Annotated in this window: 18 protein-coding genes; 8 read left to right on the top strand and 10 right to left on the bottom strand. The window is 40.3% G+C overall.

The annotated features are described in order from the left end of the window. Nucleotides 1-152 precede the first annotated feature (152 nt). The 3 genes from MTN96_RS31915 (at nt 153) to MTN96_RS31905 (ending at nt 4453) form a co-directional block, all read left to right on the top strand. Nucleotides 153-1325, top strand: a complete 1173-nt coding sequence (locus MTN96_RS31915) for an exo-beta-N-acetylmuramidase NamZ domain-containing protein (RefSeq protein WP_248534128.1) — start codon at nt 153-155, stop codon at nt 1323-1325. A gap of 30 nt (nt 1326-1355) precedes the next feature. After that, complete coding sequence (pbp4b, locus tag MTN96_RS31910; RefSeq protein ID WP_248534126.1) at nt 1356-2996, top strand: penicillin binding protein PBP4B; 1641 nt, start codon at nt 1356-1358, stop codon at nt 2994-2996. 80 nt (nt 2997-3076) lie between these two features. Beyond that, the gene (locus MTN96_RS31905) at nt 3077-4453 is read left to right on the top strand and encodes a Na+/H+ antiporter NhaC family protein (RefSeq protein ID WP_248534124.1); all 1377 of its coding nucleotides are present in this window, start codon (nt 3077-3079) and stop codon (nt 4451-4453) included. 209 nt (nt 4454-4662) lie between these two features. On the opposite strand, the gene MTN96_RS31900 is transcribed toward MTN96_RS31905, so the two are convergent. The 8 genes from MTN96_RS31900 to MTN96_RS31865 form a co-directional block, all read right to left on the bottom strand. Then, nucleotides 4663-5460, bottom strand: a complete 798-nt coding sequence (locus MTN96_RS31900; protein ID WP_054201885.1) for a hypothetical protein — start codon at nt 5458-5460, stop codon at nt 4663-4665. A 157-nt stretch (nt 5461-5617) separates the two neighbouring features. Continuing rightward, the gene (locus MTN96_RS31895; RefSeq protein ID WP_248534122.1) at nt 5618-6229 is read right to left on the bottom strand and encodes a hypothetical protein; all 612 of its coding nucleotides are present in this window, start codon (nt 6227-6229) and stop codon (nt 5618-5620) included. After that, nucleotides 6216-6806 carry a sigma-70 family RNA polymerase sigma factor gene (locus tag MTN96_RS31890; RefSeq protein ID WP_248534120.1) on the bottom strand — a complete coding sequence of 197 codons (591 nt, stop codon included), beginning with the start codon at nt 6804-6806 and terminating at the stop codon, nt 6216-6218. The genes MTN96_RS31895 and MTN96_RS31890 overlap by 14 nt, the downstream gene beginning before the upstream one ends. A 14-nt stretch (nt 6807-6820) precedes the next feature. Next, nucleotides 6821-7453: an energy transducer TonB gene (locus MTN96_RS31885; RefSeq protein ID WP_248534118.1), complete on the bottom strand. Its 633-nt coding sequence runs from the start codon at nt 7451-7453 to the stop codon at nt 6821-6823. A gap of 141 nt (nt 7454-7594) precedes the next feature. After that, nucleotides 7595-8275 (bottom strand): DUF799 domain-containing protein, encoded by a 681-nt coding sequence (locus MTN96_RS31880; protein WP_248534116.1) that lies wholly within the window; start codon nt 8273-8275, stop codon nt 7595-7597. 1 nt (nt 8276) lies between these two features. Continuing rightward, on the bottom strand, nt 8277-8624 hold the full coding sequence (locus MTN96_RS31875; protein WP_090493816.1) for a DUF4810 domain-containing protein: 348 nt from the start codon (nt 8622-8624) through the stop codon (nt 8277-8279). After that, complete coding sequence (locus tag MTN96_RS31870; protein ID WP_008111383.1) at nt 8621-9304, bottom strand: CsgG/HfaB family protein; 684 nt, start codon at nt 9302-9304, stop codon at nt 8621-8623. Before MTN96_RS31870 ends, MTN96_RS31875 begins: the two co-directional genes overlap by 4 nt. 319 nt (nt 9305-9623) lie before the next feature. Next, a complete protein-coding gene (locus MTN96_RS31865) occupies nt 9624-10955 on the bottom strand; it encodes an MFS transporter (protein WP_036980117.1) in 1332 nt (443 codons plus the stop codon). Nucleotides 10956-11796: 841 nt separating this feature from the next. On the opposite strand from MTN96_RS31865, the gene MTN96_RS31860 reads away from it, so the two are divergent. Both MTN96_RS31860 and MTN96_RS37360 read left to right on the top strand, forming a co-directional pair. Further along, complete coding sequence (locus MTN96_RS31860; RefSeq protein WP_248534114.1) at nt 11797-11976, top strand: hypothetical protein; 180 nt, start codon at nt 11797-11799, stop codon at nt 11974-11976. 168 nt (nt 11977-12144) lie between these two features. Further along, nucleotides 12145-12306, top strand: a complete 162-nt coding sequence (locus MTN96_RS37360) for a transposase (RefSeq protein ID WP_374276187.1) — start codon at nt 12145-12147, stop codon at nt 12304-12306. 481 nt (nt 12307-12787) lie between these two features. Here MTN96_RS37360 and MTN96_RS31855 read toward each other — a convergent pair whose 3' ends face one another. Next, nucleotides 12788-13945, bottom strand: coding sequence for a hypothetical protein (locus tag MTN96_RS31855; protein ID WP_248534112.1), 1158 nt, complete (start codon nt 13943-13945; stop codon nt 12788-12790). Between the two features lie 214 nt (nt 13946-14159). On the opposite strand from MTN96_RS31855, the gene MTN96_RS31850 reads away from it, so the two are divergent. From MTN96_RS31850 to MTN96_RS31840, 3 genes are read left to right on the top strand one after another with little or no spacing between them, the layout of a single operon-like run. Continuing rightward, complete coding sequence (locus MTN96_RS31850; RefSeq protein ID WP_069439201.1) at nt 14160-14666, top strand: DUF3087 domain-containing protein; 507 nt, start codon at nt 14160-14162, stop codon at nt 14664-14666. A 15-nt stretch (nt 14667-14681) separates the two neighbouring features. Then, a complete protein-coding gene (locus MTN96_RS31845; protein WP_069439200.1) occupies nt 14682-15335 on the top strand; it encodes a glutathione S-transferase family protein in 654 nt (217 codons plus the stop codon). Between the two features lie 40 nt (nt 15336-15375). After that, the gene (locus MTN96_RS31840; RefSeq protein WP_069439199.1) at nt 15376-15828 is read left to right on the top strand and encodes a low molecular weight protein-tyrosine-phosphatase; all 453 of its coding nucleotides are present in this window, start codon (nt 15376-15378) and stop codon (nt 15826-15828) included. A 40-nt stretch (nt 15829-15868) separates the two neighbouring features. On the opposite strand, the gene MTN96_RS31835 is transcribed toward MTN96_RS31840, so the two are convergent. Further along, complete coding sequence (locus tag MTN96_RS31835) at nt 15869-16966, bottom strand: TonB family protein (protein WP_069439198.1); 1098 nt, start codon at nt 16964-16966, stop codon at nt 15869-15871. Between the last annotated feature and the right edge of the window lie 61 nt (nt 16967-17027).

Here is a 17027-nt window from a genome sequence, read left to right as displayed (position 1 = left end):
GACCGCTGACCGCTGACCGCTGACCGCTGACCGCTGACCGCTGACCGCTGACCGCTGACCGCTGACCGCTGACCGCTAATTCTTAAAACCTAAGCTGCTCTTTAAACTTAGCTGTGTTATTTTAAACGTATTGTTTAAAAGGATCTTGTTGTATGTTTAAAACCGTGTTTTTTACCTTCTTTTTTATACTAAGTGCACTTTTTACCGTTGCTACACATGCAAATGAGGCTAAACATGCAATCGCCGTTGGTGCAGAGCAATTTGCTTTGTATGCACCCCAATTAAAAAACAAACGTGTAGGGCTGGTGGTTAACCAAACTTCTGTCGTGGGGCAAACGCATTTAGTTGATAGCTTGCTGGCTAAAAACATCAACATCACTAAAATTTTTGCACCTGAGCATGGCTTTCGAGGCGATCACGATGCCGGTGCTCATGTACAAAACGCCGTTGATAGCAAAACCGGTATTGCGCTTATTTCTATTTACGGTAAACACAAAAAGCCAACCCCCGAGTCATTGCAAAATGTAGATGTAATTATTTTTGATATTCAAGACGTGGGCGTACGTTTTTATACCTACATAAGCTCTATGCATTACATGATGGAGGCAGCTGCAGAGCAAGGTGTTGAATTTATAGTACTCGATAGGCCAAACCCAAATATTAGCCACATTGACGGCCCATTATTAGAACCAGAATTTAAATCATTTGTGGGTATGCACCCAATCCCTGTACTGCATGGTATGACGGTAGGCGAGCTTGCTAACATGATCAAAGGTGAGGGGTGGATCAATCAGGCTCGTGATTTAAAGCTAAGCGTGATCCCTGTTGCCGGCTACAGCCGCACAACGCCATACAGTTTGCCGGTAAAGCCAAGCCCTAATTTACCCAACGATCAATCAATTGCGCTTTATCCATCACTTTGCTTTTTTGAAGCCACTCCTATTAGCATTGGTAGAGGAACTAACTTTGCCTTTCAGGTTATTGGTTATTCACCAGTAGCACTTGGGGACTTTAGCTTTACCCCTCGCTCAATAAAAGGCGCAGCGCTTAATCCTAAATTTAAAGACCAGCTAGTGAAAGGGATTGATTTACGCCATAGTAATATCACAGGCTTAAACTTAAATTATTTAATTAATGCTTACCAGCAGCTTACACAGGCTAAGCAGGTGTTTTTTGAACGTGCCGATTTTATGGATAAGCTCGCAGGAACTGATAAATTAAGGCTCGCCATAGAAGCAGGGCACTCAGCTGAGGAAATTAAACAAAGTTGGCAAGCCGGGCTTAAACAGTTTAAACAGCAAAGAGCGCCTTATTTGCTGTATTAATAAAAGGGATGCGTGCATTGGGCTTTAAAAATGATAAACAATAAAACGTACTATAAAGTAGTTATATTGCTGCTGAGCATTATTATTGCGGGCTGTAGTCGCTCTACAGCAATTAAATCAGAGCGCCCTTTAACGGTTAATCATATCAACGCGTTAGCTAATGCGCAGGTGATTGCTACCTTTCCTGAGCCAAATCCCAGCAGCAGAGAATATGTAAATAACCGCGGCACTTTTAAAGCCTACCGGGGCCGTGGACAACTATTGCTACAAAATGTCAGTGCGGTTAGCGCCGATATATACATCAATAATAAAAAGCTCTCACTTAATGAGCCTTTACGCGCTAACACCGAGTACGACTTTAATTTAGGGCACTATACGCATAACGGCGTGAACACCTTTAAGGTAGAGAATATTCAACCTGCTGGCGGCAGCTTAACCCTGCGCTTTGCATTTACTACCTTAGAAAATACCGCCACAAAAGAAATCGACTTTAGCCAAGTTGATACCTTAATTGAAAACGATATAAAAGCAGGCTTTCCAGGAGCAGTATTAGCGGTTGTTAAAGCGGGTAAGGTATTAAAATTAACCGCGTATGGCGATGCAAAACAATATCAGCAAAGTGATTTAATGCTACTGCGCCCAGAGCCTATGCAAACCAATACCTTATTTGACTTAGCCTCAAATACTAAAATATTTGCTACTAACTTTGCATTAATGAAATTGGTCAGCGAGGGGCAGTTAAACATAAATCATACGGTGCATTCATACCTAAAAGAGTATCAGGGAGGCGGCCGAGAGCACCGCCAAGTAAAAGACTTACTAACTCATAGTGCCGGTTATCCGCCAGTGTTTGATTTTCATCGAAAAGACACGGCTTACGGCGATGCGTTTTTCTCACAAACAAGCGAAACCACTAAACAGCTATTATTAACAAGTGTGCCATTAACCGCTGAACCTACAGCGCCGCATGTTTACTCTGATATTGATTACATGATTTTAGGGGTTTTAATTGAGCGAATTAGCGGCCAACCACTCGATGAATACCTAGAGCAGCATATTTACGCGCCTTTAAAACTCAATAACACCTTATTTAATCCGCTTAAAAAAGGTTTTAATCGTCAGCAGTTTGCTGCCACGGAGCTTAGCGGTAATACTCGAGATGGGCGTATTCATTTTGATAATATTCGCACCAATGTACTGCAAGGGCAGGTGCATGACGAACGTGCTTATTATTCGCTCGATGGTGTTGCAGGCCATGCGGGATTATTTAGTAACGCTCCCGATTTAGCTGTGCTGTGCCAAGTTCTACTTAACAAAGGTGGTTATGGCGATACGCAAATTTTTAACGCTAGTAGCTTAGCGCAATTTTTAACGCCACAAAGCAGTGATGAAACCTACGGGTTAGGCTTTCGTCTTGCTGGAAATAACCAAGCGCGGCGTTGGCACTTTGGCCCTTATGCCAGCGCTCAGGCCTATGGCCACACAGGGTGGACAGGCACAGTCACCGTGATTGATCCGGCTTACGATTTGGCCATTATTTTACTGACTAATGCGCGGCATACTCCTATTAAAGGCACTGAAAAGCGCTATCAATTTGTAGGGAAAAATTTTGAAACAGCGCAATACGGCTCTATTGTGTCGCTTGTTTATGAGGCATTATTAAATCAATAAGCGTTAGTAAGTGACTTAAGTGCTTATATCTATTAAGTTAAGTAAAGCGTCGTCATTATAAAAATAAATAAGGTTTGTTTATGCATTGGTATTCTATTTTACCGCCACTGATTGCCATTGCTATCGTGTTTTGGCGTAAAGAAGTGATTATGGCTCTTTTGGTGGCAGTGGCTTCATCAGAGTTCTTACTGGCCATTCAGGGCGAAGGAAATAGCGTATTTAATACATTTTTAAATACCATAGAGCGCATTATTTCGGTAGCAAGTTCCCCCGGTAATACCCGTATACTCATATTTAGTATTTTAATAGGCGCATTACTGGCCTATATTCGCGAGTCTGGCGGTGTTGCTGCTACCGTTAATTTGCTAATGAACAAAGGTGTTGCTAAAAGTAAGCGCCAAGTAGGCTTTTTAACTATGTTTACCGGCGTAGCGGTATTTATAGAGTCAAACTTAAGTGTGCTTACCTCGGGTATTTTATCTCGCGGTCTGTTCGACAAATTTAAAATGAGCCGCGCGCGTTTAGCTTACATAATCGATAGCACCAGCGCCCCTGTGTGTATTTTAATTTTATTAAATGGCTGGGGTGCATTTGTACTGGGCTTGTTAGGTAATTACGAATTAGGCGAGTCGGCGGTATCGGTATTGTGGGGCAGCGTAGGCTATAACTTTTACGCCATAATCACCCTGGTTATTGTTTTTTATACTATTGCGTTCGATAAAGTACATGGCCCAATGAAAGTAGCTGAACAAAAACTAGAGCTACAAACAACCGAACTAAAAGAAGAAGTAAAAGGTTCTAAAGCACGCTTTATGCTAGTGCCATTGCTTACGTTGATTGTGAGCATGGTCGGTTTTATGTTTTTCACCGGTAACGGCGTACTTGCCGAGGGCAGTGGGTCAAAATCGGTATTGTACGCCACCGTTTTAGCTATTGTTGTAGCCTATTGTTTAATGATTGGATCGCGCCAGTTTACCCACCACCAATTAGTCGATACCGGCTTTAAAGGCATGGGCGAATTACTCCCACTGGTAAGTATTGTATTGCTCTCGCTGACCTTGGGCGCAAGCTTAAAAGAGCTAGGTACAGGCGTGTTTGTCGCATCTTTGGTTGGCGATTACTTACCGATATATTTAATAGTGCCCGTGCTGTTTTTAACTGGCGCGGTTATGTCGTTTACTACAGGCACCTCGTGGGGCACATTTGCCATACTTATCCCCATTGGCGTACCGCTTATTCAAGCGCTTGGTTTGCCGCCATCGCTGGTGGTAGGCGCTATTTTAGGCGGCGGCATATTTGGCGATCATTGTTCCCCTATATCCGACACCAGCGCAGTATCAGCCATCGCCTCAGGCTGTGACTTACTCACCCACGTTAAAACCCAATTACCGTATGCGTTAGTGGGCGGCGGCCTAACGTTTGCGGCTTACTTAGTAACGAGCTTAATTGTTTTGTAAATACATTTCAGAATAAGACAGTTCCAAACACTCAAAAGCCTGCTTATTCGCAGGCTTTTTTGTTTACACGTAGGTTGGGTTGAGTGACATTAAACCTAACGGATCGCCAATCCACTTTGCAGCTTTAACGTTAAATATATGCATTATTTTTGTAGGCGCTTAGCTTGCTAGCGCGTCGGGCGTTAGCCCGAAATAAATTCAATATATAATTACTTAAAGTTGAGCCTAAATTTATGTTGTGTTGAGTAGTCTTTAAAATCAATTTCATGAAAATAAAATTTTTCACTTTCAGATCTTGCAGGAATAGTTTTGAATTTAGCTTTTTCTGTAGTAACAAATGAAAAAGGGAGTAAAATAAATAAGTTATTAAATTTACCGCTTAACATGTACCTCAACTTATCTTTAGAGCTCTCTTTAAATAACGTCACGCTCAACAGCTCCTTATTGTCACAACTCGGTAAACGGTACCCTATATTCGCCACAGCAGTATAATCAAAATCTCTAAACCCTTTATTAGATATAAGCCATTTAATTACGTCATCAAATATTGCTACGTCTTGATCTGGTAATAAAGATATTAAGCACTTAAGAAGTGCTTTGTAGACTTTAACATTTGAGAATTTTTGATTTGATATAATTACTTCTTTTGAAAATATGTCTGGCTCATCTTTTACCTCTATGAAATTACTTGTAGCAAATATTTTTCCGCCACCCTTAACATAAGAATTACTGTAACCCTTTTTACCTTTGATCTGTGTTATGAAAGAAGGAGGGATAAAGCGGCTTAAATGATTTTCAAAGTCAGAGAAAATAGAGTTACATTTATCACACTCATTTATTGTGAAGATACTTTTATTTCCTAAAAGCTCAGGCAGAGAGTGAGATAGGTTATTGTACGTTGCAGATCTTGACTTGCAAAACCTACACTCTGATGTATTTTTACCAATCTCTAAACGAGGATAAATACAATAATTTTTTTGGTTATGATCTAGTAAAATCTCTTTCATATTAAATTCATTTTATTTGAATATGATACTTTATATTAAGTGTTTTACTCGCTGGTTTGCGAGTGATAATTGTAGTTTTTAATTATAATTTGTAAGTTTAATTACATAGCTTTTTAAATTAAAAACTTAGTTTTAAGCGTAGATGTTACTACTACTTTTATGCCCCACACTGCCTAACCCCAACCCCCGCATGTTTAAGCCCTACAATCTGCCCTTTGCCGTTATGTGCCATAGCGAGCATGTCGCCGGTATTGATATTACTTTCAACTGCATGCTTTCCTTTTAAATCACTGAGCAGTGACTGCTTAATTTGTACCAATACCTCGTCATTGCAGCTGGCTATGTACCAGTCGTTGTCGACCTTTACGAGTGTGCCGTATTCTATATGGTGTTGTTGATGGCGGCGTAAGTCGTTTGCTAGTTGGGTGTCGAGCGCGCGCTTTTGTTGCGTTATGGTGCTTGCGTAGTTACCTGTTTGATCTATTTCATGCGTTGTTATAAACGAGTAGTCGTGTATGTCTATGGTGTTAAATACGGTTTTAGGGGAAGTATTTATCACGTTGTTACTGTCGAGCACTATAAAGGCTAGTAAGCAAAGTGCGCAGGTAAGGCTCGTGAGTTGCAGGGCAAAGCCAAGCTTTTTAGGTTTTTTTTGGGCTACGCTGTGTTTTAACGCCTGTTGCTGAGCGTGCGAAAGTCTGGTGCGCGCTTTACGCTCGTTATAATGTTGTGTGAGCTTTTCATTAAACTGCTCATCAGGCTTGTTCATTATAATCTCCTAATAATTGTTTTAGGTTTTGTTTGGCGTAGCGTAGCCTTGTTTTTATGGTTTGGGCGTTGCTTTGCGTTATAAGCTCTATGTCGGCAAGGCTAAAGCCTTCTTGTTGTAAGGTGATGGCTTCGCGCTGCACAAAACTAAGTTGCTTGAGCGCAGCATTAAACGCTTCATAACTTATGTGTGTGTCGCCTATATGCGAATCACTACTTGTTAATTCACTTTGATTGTTATTTTGCGCAGGTAGTTGGCTGTTTTCGTCAAGCTCTATAAAGTGTTGCTGTTTGCGGTATTCGTCTATTAGGGTGTTGCGTGCGAGTTTAAATAACCAGGCTTTGGGCGTGGTTTGTGCTTGGTAAAGGTGGCGCTTTTCAATAACCTTTAGCCATGTTTGTTGGCTTACGTCGTATGCTAAATGTGTATTAGACTGGGTAACTAGGTAGTGATATAAATCGTTACTGTATAAGGCAATAAGCTGCTCTAAGTGGCGGTTGTCGCCACTTAGAGCATACCGCGCCATGCAGTCTTTGCTTGGCGCTTCAAATAACCATGACTTAATACTCAATAGCATAGGCGCTTATTCCTTTACTGCGAACTGTCTAATTTAAAATCAAGCTGTACGGTTTGACCTGTTTGTAATTGTGCCACACCTTCAATTACTTTTGGACGATATTTCCAGCGTTTAATTGCGCGAAGTGCTTCGCGATCAAATATGCGTTTTGGCTCGGAATTTACTACCGTGGCATCAATCACTTCACCAGTGGGTGAAATATTAAAGCTAAGTTGCACCCAGCCTTCTATACCATCACGTGCTGCGCTAGTTGGGTACTTTGGATTTATGCGCACAATGGGTGAAGCATCTCCCGTAGGGCGGGTAAGTGTTTGCTTCATATCGTTACCAAATCCGTCAATTACTATGGGTGGTGCTGTGCTTATTGCTGTTATTGGCTCATTACTAGGTGTTACACGTGGAGGTGCTTTAGGCGGCACTTTAGGTGTGGGTGGTGGCGGTATTCTTTTAATATGCGTGGTTTGTTTATCTTCTGGTGCTTGAAAAATCTCAACAGTAATATCATCACCCAATTTTATAGGTGCTCTTTGTTCGCCACTAATTAAGTATTGCATAAAGGCGAATGCAATAAAGGTCATCACAGCACCGCCAAGAACAGCTGTTGATGTTTTGAACATGGGGTTTTTAGGGAATTCAAGTGTGTGCATAAGCCGCTCCAAATTAACTTATTATGTTGTTTCAGAGCTATAACGGCTGAAAAATAGAAAAGGGGTTAAATAGTTTTAAAATTTAATTTATTAAAAAGCCGAGTTAGTATTTAACTCGGCTTTTGTATATTTAATTACAAACTACTTTTTCTTTTCACTTAGCGCGGGCTGGCCGTAGTTTGGCGAGCGTGGGCCATACAATAAACCATTGTATGTATCAGATGAAAGCAAACGATTAGAAGTAATTGCTGCAACTTCAAAGCCTTTATCACTCACTGTTTCAGCAATTTGATTAATAGCTGCAACAACTAGCATTCCGACTAAACCACCACCAGTGTTGTTGTTTTGTTGCTCAGCAGACGATGCTCTCGCCTTATCCTGCCATAGGACTTCGCCAGTGCGTAAATCAACAAGTCTTGCTGATACGGTGACCGCTGTTTCACTTGAAATAACTACGTAGCTGGTACCGTATTCTTCAATGTTGATATATAAGGCTGAATCAGCACCAAAAATATCATGTAGCTTTTTAACGGGCACTTGGTGGATATCGTTTGCAACCGTTAAGCCGTTACCTTTAAAGGTTTGATCAACAACCGCGACAGGAAATACATAAAAACCAGATTCAGCGATAGGAGTCATCATTTGTGTCATTACACTATATGGCGCGATTACTTCTGGTGTGTTGTTTAAAGGAGGCAACACAAGAATTGAATGAGGATCTGCTTGTCTAAATGCACTGTAATCATGGCTCGGTGGCGGTGATACACAGCCTGCGAGTGCTGTTAATAATGTTGCGATAGAGATTAGCTTTAAATAACGCATATTAAGCACCCTTTGCCGATTTTAGAAGAAAGTCGATGTACTGAACTGATTCAGGAAATAATTGTTTTTCTGTTTCAAAATGAGCAATACCTTTCACAGCATTGCCTGTATCAAAATACAGCATACCTAAATGAGCATGTAATCCTGGTGCTATTGCTTTACTGTTATTAGCTGCATCAGCAATAACCTGCTCTAGAATAGTTATTTGCTCTTCAACCGAAACTTCATCTGCTTTTAAATAAGCATAAACGGCGCTGTTATAGTCACCGTAATAATAAAGAGGTTCTTTGGTGTTATTACACCCAGTAAGCGCGACGCATACTATAGCGGTAGCGATTAGCTTTTTCATGCTTTACTACCCCATTGACCCGATTCAAGACCAGTAACTAGTTTGTTTACCACTTCACGAATCGCTAAATCGAGTACTTTTCCGTTTAATGTTGCATCGTATGAAGCTGTGCTACCAAAGCCAACTACTTCACGCTCTGATAAGCTGTACTCGCCAGCACCTTGTACTGAGTAAATAACTTCTGATGTTGTTACATCAACAATGTTAAGTGTTACTTTGGCGTATGCAATTTGCGACTTGCCTTTTCCTAATAAACCGAATAATTGGCGATCACCTATGGCTTTACGGCCAAATTCAGTTACATCGCCAGTTACTACAAACTTTGCACCGCTAATTACTTGCTTTGCGCCTGTTAATTTAGCTTCTTCTGCAAGTGCTTGCATGTTGTCGCGATCCAGCACACTAAAACGGTTAGTTTGTTGTAAGTGGCTCATTAAGGTTGTTTTTGCTTGGCTACCTAAGCGATCTTGGCCTGATGAAAATATACCATTTTGAAAACTTGAGCGATTTACAAACTGACCCACAACTAATTTACTCTTGGTGCCAGAGTAAGTGGTGTTGTAAGTTGCGACTGTTGGTGTGTCTATAGCTTTTGATGAAGTAGTTGCACAGCCAGATAAAGTGGCAGCTGCAAGTGCAGCAATAAGGGCTGTTGCTAAATGTTTTTTATTTTTTAACATGAAATTTTCCAATGTTCGTATGGGATAAATAATTAAACGAACACTTGGGGATGTATTTACACTGATAAGCTTATGACATTATTCAAGAATCCGTTCCGTGCACATTTATAAACAAAAAGCGATAAACATGCAATTATTATTACTTTTCATTGTTAATAGATGTTAACAAGCGTTAATGAGTAAAAACTTCTATTAGCTTAAATACTATTAATATTTTCTCTAATTTTGTTGGTTAACTTTTGAGACGCTTCATTTAATTGAGGCTGAAAGTGCAGCGCCATTGAGTGTTCATTAGTTGTTTGTTAGTGCATAGCAAGCGCTATGCATTTTTTTGCTCGTTTTCCAGGTCTTTAAACAGCTCCCCTTGGGGATGTTCAAAAAACTCATCATCTATTTCTTCGTCATCCACAACCAACATTTGATCTTGTGCGGTGGTTTCTTCAATACGGGGATCCATAGTGGCAGCCAGTGGCGAGTTAGTTACATCAGAAGTACCCACCACATAATCACTGGGTTCAGGCTGCTCTACTTTTTGTTTAGAATTAATAAACGTGAGTAATAAATACATGGTTACGGTTAATAGCGAAATAGACGCATACAATGCTTGGTGCCCAAAGTAGCTCATGATCTGTGCGTTAACTGTTGAGCCTATTGCTGCCCCAGCGCCAAAAGCAACCAATAACGCTGATGACACGCCTACGCGTTCTTCGTCTTCAACTCGCGAATTGGCCAGTGCCGAACAAAGCGGATATAAAGTAAAGGCAAACAAACCAAATATAAAGGTCAGTATGTAAGCAATTAACTGTGAGCTTGGTAATAAAAACAATGCCAAACTCACAATGCCTATGGCTATGGCATTAGTACGAATTAATAAACTACGGCGAATACGGTCAGAAAGCATGCCCATTGGCCACTGTGCCAGCAGGCCAGCTAAAATAGTTAGCGACATAAAAATAGCAATTTCAGCGGCGTTAAAGCCTGATAACTTAGCAAAAATAGGTGCTAGACCATAAAAGCTACCATTGATAATGCCTGCAAAGTGGACCGCAGTAAGCGATTGTGGCACTTTTTTAGCGTAATCAAATAGGCTCATTTTTATCGGTTTTAAGGGTTTTGGGTGGATTCTGCGGGTGATAGAAATAGGAATAATGCCGATTGCTAACGCCATGCAGACTAAAAATAGCGGCGCATAACCTAGCTCAGGAAATTGTGCGAGCGCTAATTGCCCTAAAATCATCCCCAAGTATGAAGTGATCATATAAAACGAGAATACCCGGCCGCGTGATTCGGGGGCTGACTGTTCATTCAGCCAGCTTTCTAGCACCATGTAATTACACATCATACCTAAGCCAACAAAAAACCTAAGGCCTAACCATATATAAAGATTATCACTCACCCCGTGAGCAGCCACACAGGCAGTAACCGCCGCAGTACTTGCTGCAAAGGTTCTTATGTGACCCACCGATTTAATAAGATGATAGCCAAGTTTTGAACCCAGTAATAAGCCAAGGTAATAACACGAGGTCATCAAGCCTATCCAAAACGTAGACGTGCCTTGTTTACCTAAATAAAGCGCTAAATAGGTAGTAAGTAAACCGGTACCAATAATTAAAAATAAATTAGCAAAGTACAGTGACGGAAATGATTTCATTAAAATGCAAATTATGAGCTAAGACAACTAGATACTAGAGCAAGCGAGAAGGTTTTCCAAGCTGTAAAAGGGAGTTTTATATGGCGCAGCCCTATGCAGACTTTAAATAGAGGTTAATGAATAAAATAATCATTTAATAATATTTTCATTTCACCGTTTTGCAGATATTCGGTAATTTTTTTGTTTATTTTTTCGTAACTCTTCACCAAGACAAACTATTTTCTAAGGATCTTTTTTAGCTATTGGCTGATCCTGCCAGTATGCCAAGCTAGAGCGATTACCCTATCGCTCTAGCTTTAATGAATTTTAAACAGCATAAATATCACTGAAATAGTTGAGCAAACTAAAATTCAGTTACAAGAAGATAAAACACTCTCGCCAGCGTTGCAGATGTCTATCGAACTCATTCTTGTTGTCGTTGTTATGCTAGCTAACCTAAACTCCGGATAATAAATCCATCTCAAGCAGCTATTTTCAGCGCTAACTGCGTTGAATTTACTTGCAATAGGCGAGCTATTGACGCGTAATTTCGCCTTGTTTTCACTAAAAATCTCTAGCTAGAGATAAATAAACACAAATATCTTTTATTGATTCAATGTGTTAGTAAATCTCTTAACCAGAGTTCAGGTTAGCTAGTAAATTAGGACTTAATAGTCAAAATAGTAGCATTCCTCCATCAAAAGATATCAACCGTACAAAGCCAACGAGAGAGAAGTCAGAAAAATCAGCTGGCGGACAAAAAGACCGAGTAGGTAAAACGCTGACTCAAACAGAAACACCTGATGAGGTACAAGTCATTTTAGTTGACCGAGATTTTTTACCTAAAGGTCACTATCGTGAGGTGGGTTTTCAAAAGCGACAAGTCGTCGATATAGATATCAGTGAAGTGGTGACCGAATACCAGGCTCAAATCCTTGAGAATGAGCAAAAGAAGCGGTTTGTTGGTGAATTCTCCCAAGGTGTTAACGGTCCTATTCAATATGGTGTTGGTGTGAAAGCCCATGCGGTTTACTTATCATAATATCAATTACTCCCTTATAACTGCATTGAAGAATACTTTAGTGACCAACTAGGTATTCCGCTCAGTGCCGGCAGTTTATTTAACTTTAATGAACAAGCAGCGGCACTGGTAAAGTCATCGGGCGCAGAAGGTATCGTCAAACCGGCATTACAAAACCCGCATCAAACTTTGCATGTTGATGAGGGCGGTATTTTACCGCACTTTACCGGTGTGCTATGCCATGACCATTGGAAGCCATATTATCAATATACCCAATGCCAACATGCATTATGTAATGCTCACCACATCCGAGAATTAGAAAGGGCTTGGGACCAAGACGGCATGCAATGAGCGAAGGATATGCAAACCTTACTTAAAGAAAAAATATCGGGGTGTTTTAGAAGTAGGCAAGGAGCTGAAATGTTCTGCTTGCTGAGAAGCTATTTATCGACTTGCAGAAAACAATATGTATCTGCAAGCCTAGCACTTGAGTTATTATTCAAAAATCAGCTGCCTGATATATTCATTTCAGATGAGGCTGAATAGTTACATTTAAAGAATTAAAAAGTGGTTAATTGTGAGCATTACTATGTCCCTGTAATAAGGTCTGAACCTCAAATGAGCATAGAACACAATTTGTGAAGATCTAGTTAATAATTAAAGTAATGAGTTTTTATTACAAAATAGCCAAAGCTGATACAAAGCACATTTAATTTTAATGTAATTGCAGCATGCTTTTTTAGCGGTTTAAAGTAATAAAGCATAAAAGTACTTAAGTGCTCCTATGCTTTATTATTTAATTGTTGTTTTAACGCTAAAAAAGCAAACGATGTTAGATCGCGACTAAACTGCGCTCTAACATAGCTTGAATTTGCTTAACTATTTTAGCTTCGGTTTCGGGTTCAAACTGGGCAATTCGAGGGGTGTGAATATGCCCAGTCGGAATATCTGAGTTTAGCTGATTACGCAGCCGAATACTGCGGTACGAAATTTCGTTAGACAGATAACCACCGCCACCGCCTCGCACTGCAATAGCGTCTTTTAATTCATCGAAACTGTTAGGCTCAAAGTCTTTTTTTAGGGTAATAACATGATGGTTATCATTAATAGGAAAAGGGCCTTTTGCGCTTAACATAGCGCTAACGGGTAAGCTAAATTCTACAAACTCAGTACCGGGTAATGGGCGGTCGTTTAAGCTTGGAATGAGCGGCGCTGTTTTACTGCCTCCATACACTATATTGGCGTTGTCGGGCGCTGTTACACTGCGGCGCTTGCCTGGAAAGCGCTCAAGGTCAAAGTCTTTACTACCCATACTAACGGTAACCACCATATCAACATTATTAAGTGCGTAATAAGGGGCAAGTAAAGATTCTATAATGCCTTGATCAAAGTCTTCATAACGCACAGGCACCATCACTGTGTTTATTTCAGCACTAATCCCTTTATAGTTAATGACTTGGCCATCAAGAAGTAACGCAGCCACGCCCGATGGGTTGCTTTGGTTTATATTTCTATCAAGTAAAAATGGGTCAAACCCGGTTAGTAATATTTTTTTTGTGGTGTTTTGTGAGTAGCTTAGGTCTGTGCGACCTCGGCTTCCGTTTTCTAGCAACGTTAATAACACTGTTTGCTGCGCGGTGCTCAGCGAAAATGCAGGTTTTGTGGTGCGAATTATTTTACTTGATTGTAAGCGAGCCCAATAAAGCGCGCGATCATCTAAGTTTTGCGTTGTAGCAATGCGTTTTTTTGCACTAAACCATAATCGTTTTGAGTAGTCATTTACGGCATCTACGGCTTGTGCGTAGCTTGATAGTGACTTGAATTGCTGCTCAAATTGATTAACTTCGCTGGCAAAAGCGCTTAGTACGGCTGGCATCGCTTGGCTGGCTTTTTCAATTCGCAATTCTTCTGGGGTTAGCGGTGTGTTTAAATTGGCCAAAGTATTAAAAGAAGAAAATATTAAACTTGTGGCAATCAGTGTTTTTATCATGATGGTCCTAAACTGAGTCGTATTTGTTGTCTACTATCCTATGCCTAATAAGTGGGTGCAAATAAAATCGTTGGTTGGTTTTATGTTGCAAGAAGTATAAAACCGGCGTTAAATCAAAAACTACGGGTATTTTATTAAAAAGAGTCGAAACTCTGTGGTGGGTTTAGCTACAATGGTGGCTGTGTATTTTTTAGTTTTTTAATTTTAGGCAACTATGCAACTTATTCAAATAGATAAAGCTCGTTATCGTAAACATTTAAACCGCGTTATAGTCGGTTGTGCCGCAAGCTTAGCGATTGGTAGTTTAGCTATTTCACAAACGCTTATTGCATTATTTCCCGATGAAAGTGGGAGTCATTTTCATTGGAACTTATTAGGCGTAATTGTTACGAGTATTGGTATTGGCTGGTTGTTAAATAAATACCGTACACATCCTTTTATGAGTGAGGTGGTGTATGTATGGGAGCTTAAACAAGCGCTTAATAAAATTACCCGTAAAATGGCAAAGCTTAAAGCAGCGGGACGAGAAGGTAATCCCGATGCACTATTGGCCATTCACTATAGTTATGCAGGCTCACGCTTGTTATGGCGGCTTGACGATAACACCATCACCATGGATGATTTAGCGATTAAACAAGCCGAGTTAGATAGCGTTGCGGCTAAATATAATTTAACCCTTAATGCCGATGACTACGATGACGCAATTTTAAAGCAGTTTTAATTTATAGGAATCACAATGAGCATAATTCTCTATGGTGTCCCGCTTTCTCCCTATGTACGTAAAGTACGTGTATGTTTAGCGCTTAAGCAACTGGACTATAAACTCGAAATAGTCTCGCCGTTTAATCAACCTGATTGGTTTTTAGAAATTAACCCGTTGGGGCGAATTCCGGCGCTAAAAGACGACGAGTTAAGTTTGGCGGATTCTAGCGTTATTTGCCAATATCTTGATGAAAAATACCCTAATTCAGCGTCCTTACTCGGTGATACTATAGAGCAACGTGTAGCCGTTCGCTGGTTAGAAAAATACGCAGATTACGAGCTGGCTCCTTTTGCAACATTTACGGTGTTTCAGCAACGTATTATTGCTCCCACAATGCAAAAGCAAACCGATGAAGTATTAGTGCAAAGTGCATTAAATGAAAAATTACCGCCTTTATTTGATTATTTAGAAGGTTATTTAGGGGATAACGAGTTTTTTGTTGGTAACAGCTTAACTCTTGCCGACATTGCAGTGAGCTGCCAGTTAATGAATATGGAGCATGGCGGTGAGCAACTTGATAAGTCGCGCTGGCCTAAGCTTGCTGCTTTACATTGCCGTGTAAAACAGGGGACCGCTATGCAGAGCATGCTTGAAGGCGAACAAAAAATATTAGCCTCATTAAAATAACGTTTATCACTGATTTTTTGCAAAGCTTAGGGAGCCATAAGTGAAAAAAGTACTGATTGTTTGTTTGGGTAATATTTGTCGATCTCCGACGGCTGAGGCGGTATTAAAAGCTCGCGCTAAAGAGTTAGGTATTGATCTGCTAGTGGACTCGGCAGGGACTATTGGACACCATGAAGGTAATCCGCCAGATAAACGCTCAATGCAGGCTGGTGAAAAACGTGGTTATAGTTTTAAAGGTATTTTTTCGCGCAAGGTGCGTAGTAGTGATTTTAGCGAGTTTGATTTAATTTTAGCAGCCGATATGCAAAACCTCGCAGATTTAACTGCACGTTGCCCTGAACATTTGCAGTACAAGCTTGCGTTGTTTTTAGAGTATGGCGAGCAAACACAAAGCGCAATTCCCGATCCTTACTATGGCGGTGATGATGGCTTTGAAAAGGTACTTGATTTAATAGAGGCCGCCAGCGACAACATTTTAGCTAAGTTAAAGTAGAATAAACTAAAAAGGCGCTCAACGCGCCTTTGGTATGTTATTAACGGTTTACTTTAAAGTCGAGCTGTACTTTGGAAGTTGCTGCAACGGCTTTTCCATGTTCAAACTTAGGGGCATAGCGCCATTGCGCTAATGCTTCTACTGCCGATTTTTCAAAGGCCACGCCACCTTCAGAACTAAGTACTTGCGGATTTTTTACAAAGCCAGACTCATCTACTTCAAACTCCATAACGACTTTTCCATCTTTACGAAAGCGCGCTTTGTTTGAAGGGTATTTAGGGTTAACGCGGTATAGCGGCGTTTGCTCTTGGCTTTCTTTCCACGGCACCATTTTAGCAATCGCGATGCAGTGTTTGGTGGCTTCATCACTTTTGCCTTGTTTTTCATACAAGCCAATTAATCTTGAGTGTGCGGTAAGCTCAGCGCTGTGATCGTAACTTAAGTTTTCATCAAAGACCTTTACTACACGATTAAGCCGTTCAATTGCTTGGTCGTATCTTTTTCTACCTTCCGCAAATGACGCCATTAAAAAGTCAGCTTTTATTTGTTCAACTGAGTTTTTAGGTAAGTTAGCCTGGTAATACTCATCGGCCTCTTCCAAGTAGTTTTTAGCTTCACGGTATTTTTTGTAGCTGAATTTATTGGCTAATATGGTTGCCGCTTCTAATTTCATATCGGCCACAAACTTAGGGTTGTTTTGTGTGTTTGCGATTGCTATCACTTGCTCTAAATAATAGTCCGCTTTTTGAGCAGAGGGGGCAAAATTAGCCATACCAACTAAAGAATCAACGGTTTCTAACGATTGGTTACCATGGTTGTTAACTAGAATAGTGTAGGCTTGTTGATATAGTGAAAAACGTTTTTCAATCCATTTTTTGCCATAGCCATTAATTGATTTTGCATAGTTAATCGCTAAGTTTGCGGTGTTATCTGAATTATCACCGTAAACAGCTTTACCTAATGTATAAGCCTGCTCCGCGGCTTGTTGCACATTTTCCTTGGTTTTAACCGCATTTAAGTAATTTTGATACGCGTCGTTGAAAACGGTTTGAGCGTTATTTGCTTGCTCGGCAAATGACATAGTACTTAATAAAGATAAACTTAAGCCCATCAGTAATGCAAGTTTATTTAGTTTCATAATGATCCCTATTATTTGTTGGTGGTAAATTAGCAAATCCTTATGTGTATGTCATCATTTT

The sequence above is a fragment of the Pseudoalteromonas sp. 2CM28B genome, assembly GCF_023161935.1.
This window is presented reverse-complemented; position numbering and strand designations above follow the sequence as displayed.